We start from the raw sequence: 9,847 nt of genomic DNA on the forward strand, positions 1-9,847 counted from the left end.
GAAACGGAGGTAGGAGATGGAAAGACGAAGATAAGATGAAGAGTTTAAGTCTGAAGCAGTACGACTTATAGAAAGAGTGAGGCAGGAAAGCATCTGAGGTTTCACGAAATCTTGGGATTCATGAAAATCTGCACTACAAGTGGAAAAAGAGCCTAACAGACGACGGACCGGCTTGAGATACGAGTTGAGACAGGCAAAATCAACGAACGCATCTCAGAAGTCAACGAACGAATCACAGAGGAATCAGGCAAACTATAGATTGAAATAGAGAAGTTGCGTGCTGAGACTGCCAACACGAAGGCTGAGAACATCAAATGGATGTTCCTCTTCTGGATAGGGCAGTTAGCCGCTACATTTGCTATTATTAAATTTTAGTAGTTAAATAACCCATCATGCCCCCGAAATCACACCGATAGCCGCGTGTTTCAATGGCCATCCAAAACTGTTGTCCTTGATGTTGACGACCCTGCAGTGATGGAGCAGGCGATCAAGGATGGCCGTTGCAATCACTTGGTCACCAAACATTTCCTCCCACCTGTCCCTTACCTTCTGACGTGTCGTACCATGCAGCCGGTTATAGGCTATTTCCTTCAGCCATCTCATGCCGTCAGTGTCTCAATAGGGAGCTGGTGGGCAAAGATGACGAGTTTGCGACATTGGAAAGGATGTGGGAAGAAAATGGCGGGGTGGACGGGGCTCGAACCCGCGACCTCCGGCGTGACAGGCCGGCGTTCTAACCAGCTGAACTACCACCCCATTACATCTTCACCTGGTTAATATAGCATAGTTATTGTCAATATAGCAACGATTTTATTTATGATAATGTTGGAGTCCAAGTTTTTTCGCCATCTCTTTAAACAGCAGCACAACAAGCTGCGGGTCATACTGTGAAAGCACCCCGAAGGCCGCTTCATTAATAGGGAGGAGGAAGGTATTGTCCGTTATGACCGTCGCGGTTTCAGTCCTGCTAGAGTTTAGCAGCATACCGGCTTCTCCAAATATCTGCCCCTCGTTTAGTTCATATATAACAGTATCGCCTTCAGTGATTTGAACTGCCCCGCCGAGGATATAGTACATTTCGCTGCCTGCGTCTCCTTGCTGGAATACCACATCTGAGGCGTTATATACACTGGCATATTTATATAACAGGACATTGTGTATTTTACCGCCGTGAATTTCAATCAAGTATTTCAGCGAAACAATGCCCCTTCTGTGCATATGTGCTGTAAACTCTACCCCTATCAGGAGGATGAAGAAAGACATATAAACCCATAATATTATTAATAAGATTGTCTTAAGAGAGCCAAAGGCAAATCCAAAATGGGGATTGATGACGATAAAATAGGCAAATGAGGGCTTCACTACAGCCCACAGAACAGACGTAAGCATCACACCGGCTAAGATATTCCAAAAACTGGTTCGTACAGGTATTAACACGTAAAAAAAGGCGGTAAGGGCAGCTATCGATATGAGCAGGTTCGTACTTAAGACGATTAATTGGTAAACGAACGGGATATAGTTAACAATAACAGATGTCACATGTGAGTAAACAATCTCGCCTATTACGAGTGAGATGAGAATCAGGAGGAATAAGAATACTACTACAACGTCAATGGCAAGCTCTACAAAGAACGGCCTCCGGTTCTCTTCTCTGAAGATATTAGCAAAGATAATCCTCAGTGTGGACATAAGGGGCGTAATTGACCAGACACAGGCGACAATACCAACAATGCCCCAGCTTCCATTCAGGCTCGAGAGCGTAAAGGCTTCTTTCAATATTACATCCTGCTGGTCGGGCAGCACGATAGAGGTAATCTTCTTTAGTCCGGCAACAGCTCCCATAGAAGAGGTGAAATAGTTTACTAAGAATAAAGCGGCAAGAATCAACATAGGGATAGAGGCAAAAATCCCGTAATAGGCTAAAGCAGCCGAGGAGATCATGTTGTTGTTTTTTATAAACGATTTTATTGATTCAACGATGACGATATACAACTCAGCCAACAACTTAGCTGGACTGCACATGCCTTTGAGTTTCTCTAAAGTTGTCCTGCTGATATTGCTCACCCCCTTTTACCCAACCCTTTCAGATAAAATAAACCAAGCATATATTAATCTATCATATAGTGGGCATCTAAATAAAGAAATTGACCGCATCAGCGCACCTGAAATGATACAGTATCAAGGTTTTTCCCTTCATTATTCACAATTGAAAGCCTATAACTACCCTTTTTGGGTTTCCACAACTGCGGAGTTCCCTGTGTGCCAAGTTTTTCACCGTTTAACGTCCATGTGAGTCTTTCATGTTGCGGTGTGTACTGAAACACTACCATCTGATTAGCCTCGCCGATGTCTGGGTCAAGGCTTATTATTGTCTCAGATGGCGGATAGGTTATACGCGGGGTCTCATACTCCTTGTTGAGTCTGATTTGGGTCTTTACGGGTTCAGTGCCTGCTATGAATAGTTCGCTGCGGTCAGGCTCAACATCGTCTTCAAAAGCGATGCTTCCGGACATAACGCCAGAGGGTTGAGCGGGTGCATTTGACGGGGCTGCGCTGTGAAGATAGTTCATTATTTCTGTCCACAGCGGGGCTGCGCCGGTTATGCCGCTTACGTCTTTCATTGGCTCACCTGAGAAGTTTCCAACCCACACGCCAACCGTATAGCGCTCAGAGTATCCCACGCACCAGTTGTCGCGCATGTCCTTGCTTGTGCCGGTCTTAACTGCCGTCCAGAATCGTGTCGCAAGGGGATTGTCAAAGCCGAAGGTCAGGCTCCTTGCCCCCCTGTCAGACAGTATGTTCGATATAATATAAACAGCCCTGGCATCAAGTATCTGCTTTGTGACTGGGGGACCAGGCTGTGGAGTCAGGGTCAAATCCCCCATCATGCCGCCATTGGCAAGCGTGCGATAGGCGTTTACCAGCTCAAACAGGGTGATGTCTAAAGAACCCAGGGCTATTGAATAGCCGTAGAACTCTGCGTCTTCCCTTAGCCCCTTAAAGCCCAGCACCTTGAGCTGTACTGTAAAGGCCTCAAGCCCGGCAATCTCCAACACCCTGACCGCCGGTACGTTTAGTGATGAGGACAGCGCCGTCCGCGCGCTTACCTGCCCCTTAAAATCCTTGCCATAGTTTTGCGGGATGAAAAGCCCTGAAGTCGTTTGAATCCTCAGCGGTGAGTCATCCAAAATCGACGCTGCGGTCAAAAAACCGCGCTCCAGCGCCAGTTCATAAAGAAACGGCTTCAGCGTTGACCCTGCCTGACGTTCCGACCGTATGCCGTCAACTTTGACAGCGCTTGAGTATGCCCCGCCGCCATTACCGACGTAAGCAAGTATCTCGCCTGTCTTATTCTCTGCAACGAGGACTGCGCCGTCTGAGACATTGTTTTCCTTAAGGGCAATCAGGTGTCTGTCAAGCCTGTCAAGTACAAGGCGCTGAAGTTCACCGTCTAATGTTGAGACTGCCTCCTGCTTGCCATTTTTTATTAGAAGACGAGCCGCATGAGGGGCAAAGGCCGTGCGCGGCCTGATTTGATAGGGGACAGAGAGTGTGTTATATGCAAGTATCTTAATTTGCCCGCATGAGTCATTCCATTGCAGGCCCTGAGCCAGCTTGCAGGCACGTTCCCCGGCCGCCTGATATGCGGCATTTGGTGCACCTACAAGAGCGGCCAGAAGCAGGGCCTGAGACTGCGTAAGCCCCGAAGGGTCTTTATCAAAAAGCCCCCTTGCCGCCGCCCCAATGCCACTGAGTTCCCCCCTGTATGATACCAGATTCAGATAGCCCTCAAGGATTTCGTCCTTTGTCCATTGCCGCTCAAGCGCAAGGGCGGCCTTAATCTGGCTTATCTTCTGGAGGAATGAGCGCCTCCCCTTTTTTGGCTTAAAACCCCCATCGTTAAAAATTGAGGCAAGCTGCATGGTGATTGTGCTGCCGCCGCGCCTCGTACCCGATGTAAGTTTCTTTAGGCTGATTGAGGCAATGGCGCGCCAGTCCACGCCGTGGTGGGCGTAAAATCTTTTGTCCTCTGTGTGTATTATTGCCTGTACGACGGCGGGTGATATGTCTTTTAACGGCTGCCAGGCGAGGCGCCGTCCCTTTGTGTCAATCCTGAGTTCGTGGATTACCTCCATGTTTCTGTCAAGGAGGACGGCCTCTGATGCCTTGTACGAATCTCTAACTTGCTGATACGACTGCTGCGCGCCGCCGCCTGAGAAAAACACCAGATAAGCCGCACACAAAAGCGCCAGCACTATGATAATCAGCGTGAGGATGAGTTTTTTTTTCAGATGATATATCCAAATATTATAAATAATACCACCCCCTAAGACATAATGCCATCGGGAGAACCATTGTAGCATATATCTGTTTGTCAGTGATAGTCTCAGGCCTGTGGCAAACGCATTGAGCATTAACTGAGTTGGCAGCCAACATTGATTGGATATCATATTATGTTGTATTGACTATGGCGCTTGCAAAGTATCTCACCAATTGATATACTCTAATCATGAGCGGTCAATTTCAAGACATAGAGACGTTCAACAAATGCTATAAATGAAAAGGAGATTTCTGCTATGAAATTCAATTTAATCCTTGAGCCAGCAGATGAAGGTGGTTTTAACGTGTCAGTCCCTGCTTTGGACGGTTGTTTTACACAAGGTGATACTGAAGAGGAGGCCATTGAAAATGCCAAAGAAGCCATACATGCTTACATAGAAGGACTTGAAAAACTAAATCAGATAAAATCAAGACCTGACGTCATTCTGAAAGAAGTGGAAATGGCGCTTTGAGCAAAACATTCTCCGGAAAAGATGTTGTCAAAGCATTGAGGCGTATAGGGTTTGTTGTTGACCACTACAGGGGAAGCCATATCTTTATGCATAATCTGGAAAAAAACATTTCTGTAGTTGTCCCGTTTCATAAAGAAATCAAAAAAGGAACTCTCAGCAACATCATTAAAAAGGCAGGCATTACAATCGATGAACTTAAAAACTTGGCGTGAGGGCCTGTTAACTAAACTGTTCTGGCAGCCTGCCTTTGACTATTTGGCAGGGCATAGACTTTAGTTATCCAATTGTTGTTATTATATCCCTATGCACTTGTCGCATACAGATTTAGCAATTATTTTAGCTTACTTTGTAATATCGCTGATACTAGGGCTGTACTACACGAAGAAGGCATCAAGCTCTACTGAGGAGTTTTTTCTCTCCGGCAGGCGGCTGCCGTGGTGGCTTGCCGGTACGTCGATGGTTGCCACTACGTTTTCCTCTGACACACCTCTGTATATCACTGCACTGATACGCTCAAACGGCGTATATGAGAATTGGCAGTGGTGGTGTTTTTTAATGACAGGGATGCTCTCTGTTACCGTGTTTGCAAAGCTCTGGAAACGGGCCGGTGTAATGACCGACGTTGAACTGACAGAGATGCGCTACTCAGGTAAGTCCGCGTCGTTTTTAAGGGGATTTAAGGCGATATATTTTTCCATGTTCCTGCATACTATAATAAAGGCACAGATAATCCTTGCCATGGTAAAAATACTAGACATCGGGCTGGGGTGGGATAAATGGACGGCAATATTCATCTCAAGCGGTGTGACAATTATCTATTCCCTGTTTGCAGGCTACTGGGGCGTTATAATAACGGACTTCTTTCAGTTCATTCTGGCTATGACCGGCTCTATAATACTTGCCGTCATATCTGTAAATAAGGTCGGTGGTCTTAGCGCCCTTACCACTAAGGTCGCGGCCATTGGCGGTGGGAATCAATATCTGGATTTCTTTCCATCGTTTGAGGGCGGCCTGTTAGCGGTACCAGTGCTGACCTTTGCCGCTTACATAGGGTTAAGCTGGTGGGCAAAGTACTCCTCAGACGGCGGCGGCGTGGTAGTGCAGCGAATGGCCTCGTGTAAGAGCGAAAGGGATGCTATTGGGGCAACACTTTTTTTCAATGTTGCTAACTATGCCCTGAGGTCATGGCCCTGGATACTGGCAGCGCTGGCGTCATTAATCCTTTATCCAACCGCCAAAGACAATGAGGCAGTATATCCGCTTATGGCCGTGGAGCTGCTTCCAAACGGGCTGCGGGGGTTGATGTTTGCATCCTTTTTCGCCGCGTTTATGTCGTCTATTGCTACATATCTGAATCTATCATCGGCATATTTTATGAAAGACTTCTATATGCGATTTATCGCCCCGAAGGCCACAGAAAAGCACTATTTGACGGCAACACGCTTCTCTATGCTTGGCCTTAGTCTGCTGACGGCTGTTGTTACGTATTTTTCTGAGTCCATAGTGGGGACATTTAAGTTTCTCGTAGCCTTTGGAAGCGGCACGGGGCTGGTGTTCCTGATGAGATGGTACTGGTGGCGCGTTAATCCATGGAGTGAAATCTCTGCAATGCTGGCCTCGACGGTTGTCTCAGCGGTCATATTTATCTATTTGCCGCAGATGCCGTATTACGAAAAATTGTTTCTCATAATATCAATCTCAACCGTGGCGTGGGTCGTGGTTACGCTGCTTACGAGGCCGTCTGACGAGGGGAAACTTATCGAATTCTATAAACGCGTCTACGCTGGAGGCATAGGCTGGAGGGCTATTGAGGACAAACTGCCAGCAGCAAGCATAAGGAAACTGACCTACCGCTCACCAATATGGGAATGGCTCACAGGCACCGTATTTGTCTATGCCCTTACGCTGAGTGTGGGGATGCTGCTGCTGCAAAGATTTACCGGTGGGATATTGTACGCTGTGGCGGGCCTGGTTTCAGGGATTTTGCTTTACAAGGGACTGTATGGCCGGGGGCAGGGGGATGCCTGAAAACAAAAATGAAATCACCAATAATTGATATTCACACACACGGTGTCGGGGGGCTTGATACGAGGACGGCCTCCGCTGCCGATATACTGAAAATAGCCGAAATACAGATGGCTTGTGGCGTTGATGGGATTGTGCCAACTGTCTACACAGATGATATACAGACGATGCGCCTTCACATGTCGGCAATAAAAGAGGCGATGGAACTTCAGCGCCATTCAAGGTTAACTGCTCAGGCGGTGATTCTTGGGCTACATCTGGAGGGGCCGTTTCTGAACCCTCAGAGGTGCGGCGCCCTGAAGCGCACTGCGTTTATTAAACCCACAGAGCGCGCCCTGAATGAACTCATCGAAGGCTTCAGCGATATAATAAAAATAATCACTATAGCCCCTGAGCTTGACGGCGCGGTTGAGCTGATTCGGCTGATTACGAAGTTGGGGATAATTGTCAGTATGGGGCACTCAGGCGCAACATATGCAGAGGCCCTGGCCGGGTTTAGCGCCGGGGCGCGCGGTATTACCCACTTGTTTAACGCCACAGCCCCGTTTCACCACAGGGAGCCTGGACTTGTCGGCTTCGGCCTTACAAACAAGGCAATTTATATAGAGGTGATAGCAGACCCCTACCATCTCCACCCCAGCGCTATTGAGCTTATATTTGCCGCCAAGCCGCTGGATAAGATAATCATCGTCTCAGATTCAGTTAAGGAAACGGGGACTATGCCAACTTCCAGCGCTGGGATTACCGACATAAACAATACCCTGCAAGGCGGCGCAGCAACCTTAATGGAATCAGCCAGGCGCCTGATACAGCTTGGCTCTGACGAGGATAAAATAATGAGGTGTGTAACAGAAAATCCGACGCGATATTTATCATCCCTGAGTTGACGGCTTGCTTAATAAAATTAATACAAAACTGAGTAACCTGCCATTTACAGGGCATCTTGACAGATACAGGGGCGAGATTGCCTTTCTGATTGTCATCTGCCCTTTTTTACTGACTCGGCTGCCTTTTTATCTCTATCACCCGCTTGTAACGCTTACGCCGGACAGTTGGACATATGCCAAGCCTGCCTACATGATGTTACACGGTGAACTGCCGCTGTTTGACCACCGCACACCGGGCTACCCGCTGTTTATTGTCATGTTATTTAAGCTGTTTACAAACCCTACAAATTTAATGATAGCCTTGACGCAGGGCGTTATCAGCATTTCTTCTCTGTTATTTTTGCTCTATGTTATAAATAAAACATACCCTGAAGCGGCACTTTATGCTGCCATTGCACTGGCTGGATACTCAACCAGTGTAACCTTTCTCTGGTATGAGTCAAACTATATGACAGAGAGCCTTTATGTGAGCTGCTTAGTGCTGTTTTACGGCTTTTTAATACTGGCAGTCCACGGCAGGAGGGCATTGTCGTGGGCGGTAGTGTCATTACTAATGGGTTATATGATATGGATAAGACCAGCGGGGATATTTATATTATTAATAGCGGCAGCAGCGGCGGCATATCTGATTATAAACCGCTGTCCTAAGAGGATGTTAGCCGCGTTAATAGTCCCATGTGCAGTGATGCTGATTGCACTAGCCGGATATAACCGTTTTACGATTGGTTCATTTACAGTATCTCCATTTGGACCGCACAATCTATTCAGCCTGACAATACCCTTTATGGAGCCCAACAAAAAATTCCCGGACGATGTCAATAAAGCAATCGTCGAGAGTGTAAACAAAAGGGTCTCAGAGGTGGACAGGCGGACTGTAATGGACTCATGGGATATTAAAGCGCTCTACGATGCCTTTGAGATGACATATTCGTATAACCTTGCCATCACGTTTGAGTTTCTCAAGACGGTTAAACCGCCTAAAGCTGACCCTGCAACGCCGATGATGGGTTTGTACCCGGTCTTCAACGATATTGCAATGACCCAGATAAGAAATCACCCGCTGATATACCTGAAGTTTGTTGGTGTGATGCTTGGTGGGTTTTTGACAAACATACGGCGTGAAGAGGCTGACATTGAAGGAGATAAGGATATCTACCAGACAATCGTCCGCTACATATCGTACTCGCTTATTGCATATCACAACACTATTCGGGCTTCAAACGATACACAGCCCCTTGGTGACAAGGCAATCATCTCATGGACGTTAAACGAGTACCTGTCACCATTTCCACCTAAGATGGAAAACGCATTTTTGTCCTACACTGTTGGCAGCGATAACGCAACCACAGTTATATATGTCAAAGAGGTGAAGACCCCGCTGATGAGGGCAAGCATTCTGTACCAGAGGTATCACAGGCTGATTTTCAGGAATATCTTATGGGTGGGTGTGTATTTTGTAGTGTTTGCATATGTGACATTTGTGTTATTCAGGCGAAAGTTCAGAGACACAGAGGCATTTATTATTGCGGCACTCTCAGCAGTCCCTCTGTTTTCAGCACTTGTTACCTCAGCGGTGACAACGGCAGTTGTGCGCTACAGCTATCCTACGGAGATAGGTTATTATCTGCCAGCGGCGCTGCTGCCTGTATTATGGCGCTACCACTTTTTGAAGATAACAAATACCGCCCCAGAAAGCATCAAAAACCCTACAATATAGTTCCACTTTAGTCCCTCTTTCAGGTAAAAGATAGAAAAGATGCTGAAAAGGATAAGCGAAAACACCACCTGCATGGTCTTCATCTGTGCAGCAGTGAAGCTCTCGTGGCCCCAACGTATGGCAGGAACCTGACAACAGTACTCAACAAACGCGACAGACCAGCTTATAAGAATGACCGTAAACAGCGATAATTCCTTGTACTTTAAATGCCAGAACCACGCAATAGTCATAAACGCATTTGATAATATTAGTAATATGATAGTTTTCATTATTTATAAAAACAGCCTCACAGTATATGCTAACATAAGTATTGGGTTATTTGCAGGGATGGACACCAGGGCAATCGCATTAGAAACTTACACCCGCTAATCCCTCTCCTGGATTCCTGCTTTCCAGACTGTGTCATAATAGCACCCCCCTTTCTT

At 46.9% G+C, this 9,847-nt stretch carries 9 protein-coding genes, 1 tRNA gene and 1 pseudogene; 6 read left to right on the forward strand and 5 right to left on the reverse strand.

What is annotated here, in order from left to right; translation table 11 throughout:
- Positions 1-92: 92 nt before the first annotated feature.
- Positions 93-176 (forward strand): annotated as a pseudogene (locus ASN18_RS18035) (hypothetical protein); the annotation flags it as partial.
- Between the two features lie 214 nt (positions 177-390).
- Here the strand turns inward: ASN18_RS18035 and ASN18_RS17840 are convergent.
- From ASN18_RS17840 to pbpC, 4 genes are all read right to left on the reverse strand, one after another.
- A complete protein-coding gene (locus ASN18_RS17840; RefSeq protein WP_085053769.1) occupies positions 391-603 on the reverse strand; it encodes an ATP-binding protein in 213 nt (70 codons plus the stop codon).
- A gap of 76 nt (positions 604-679) precedes the next feature.
- A tRNA-Asp gene (locus ASN18_RS15890) sits at positions 680-756 on the reverse strand.
- Positions 757-810: 54 nt separating this feature from the next.
- On the reverse strand, positions 811-2,064 hold the full coding sequence (locus ASN18_RS15895; protein WP_157073052.1) for a YhjD/YihY/BrkB family envelope integrity protein: 1,254 nt from the start codon (positions 2,062-2,064) through the stop codon (positions 811-813).
- Positions 2,065-2,153: 89 nt separating this feature from the next.
- Positions 2,154-4,415: a penicillin-binding protein 1C gene (gene pbpC, locus ASN18_RS15900; protein WP_236861827.1), complete on the reverse strand. Its 2,262-nt coding sequence runs from the start codon at positions 4,413-4,415 to the stop codon at positions 2,154-2,156.
- Positions 4,416-4,577: 162 nt separating this feature from the next.
- Between pbpC and ASN18_RS15905 the strand changes: the two genes are divergently transcribed.
- The 5 genes from ASN18_RS15905 (at position 4,578) to ASN18_RS15925 (ending at position 9,422) form a co-directional block, all read left to right on the forward strand.
- Positions 4,578-4,793, forward strand: coding sequence for a type II toxin-antitoxin system HicB family antitoxin (locus tag ASN18_RS15905; RefSeq protein ID WP_085053771.1), 216 nt, complete (start codon positions 4,578-4,580; stop codon positions 4,791-4,793).
- The gene (locus ASN18_RS15910; RefSeq protein WP_085053772.1) at positions 4,790-5,005 is read left to right on the forward strand and encodes a type II toxin-antitoxin system HicA family toxin; all 216 of its coding nucleotides are present in this window, start codon (positions 4,790-4,792) and stop codon (positions 5,003-5,005) included. The genes ASN18_RS15905 and ASN18_RS15910 overlap by 4 nt, the downstream gene beginning before the upstream one ends.
- Before the next feature lie 91 nt (positions 5,006-5,096).
- Positions 5,097-6,821, forward strand: coding sequence for a sodium:solute symporter family protein (locus ASN18_RS15915; RefSeq protein ID WP_085053773.1), 1,725 nt, complete (start codon positions 5,097-5,099; stop codon positions 6,819-6,821).
- Between the two features lie 8 nt (positions 6,822-6,829).
- A complete protein-coding gene (locus ASN18_RS15920; protein WP_085053774.1) occupies positions 6,830-7,705 on the forward strand; it encodes an N-acetylglucosamine-6-phosphate deacetylase in 876 nt (291 codons plus the stop codon).
- A gap of 4 nt (positions 7,706-7,709) precedes the next feature.
- Positions 7,710-9,422 (forward strand): glycosyltransferase family 39 protein, encoded by a 1,713-nt coding sequence (locus ASN18_RS15925; protein ID WP_085053775.1) that lies wholly within the window; start codon positions 7,710-7,712, stop codon positions 9,420-9,422.
- Here the strand turns inward: ASN18_RS15925 and ASN18_RS15930 are convergent.
- Positions 9,362-9,691, reverse strand: coding sequence for a DMT family protein (locus tag ASN18_RS15930; RefSeq protein ID WP_085053776.1), 330 nt, complete (start codon positions 9,689-9,691; stop codon positions 9,362-9,364). The genes ASN18_RS15925 and ASN18_RS15930 overlap by 61 nt on opposite strands.
- Between the last annotated feature and the right edge of the window lie 156 nt (positions 9,692-9,847).

The sequence above is a fragment of the Candidatus Magnetominusculus xianensis genome (assembly GCA_001541255.1).
GTDB lineage: Bacteria > Nitrospirota > Thermodesulfovibrionia > Thermodesulfovibrionales > Magnetobacteriaceae > Magnetominusculus > Magnetominusculus xianensis.

What these genes read in the sequence shown, in the direction of transcription:
- ASN18_RS17840 (WP_085053769.1), bottom strand. Translation starts at nt 603, where the DNA reads ATGAGATGGCTGAAGGAAATAGCCTATAACCGGCTGCATGGTACGACA.
- pbpC (WP_236861827.1), bottom strand. Translation starts at nt 4,415, where the DNA reads ATGCTCAATGCGTTTGCCACAGGCCTGAGACTATCACTGACAAACAGA.
- ASN18_RS15905 (WP_085053771.1), top strand. Translation starts at nt 4,578, where the DNA reads ATGAAATTCAATTTAATCCTTGAGCCAGCAGATGAAGGTGGTTTTAAC.
- ASN18_RS15915 (WP_085053773.1), top strand. Translation starts at nt 5,097, where the DNA reads ATGCACTTGTCGCATACAGATTTAGCAATTATTTTAGCTTACTTTGTA.
- ASN18_RS15920 (WP_085053774.1), top strand. Translation starts at nt 6,830, where the DNA reads ATGAAATCACCAATAATTGATATTCACACACACGGTGTCGGGGGGCTT.
- ASN18_RS15930 (WP_085053776.1), bottom strand. Translation starts at nt 9,691, where the DNA reads ATGAAAACTATCATATTACTAATATTATCAAATGCGTTTATGACTATT.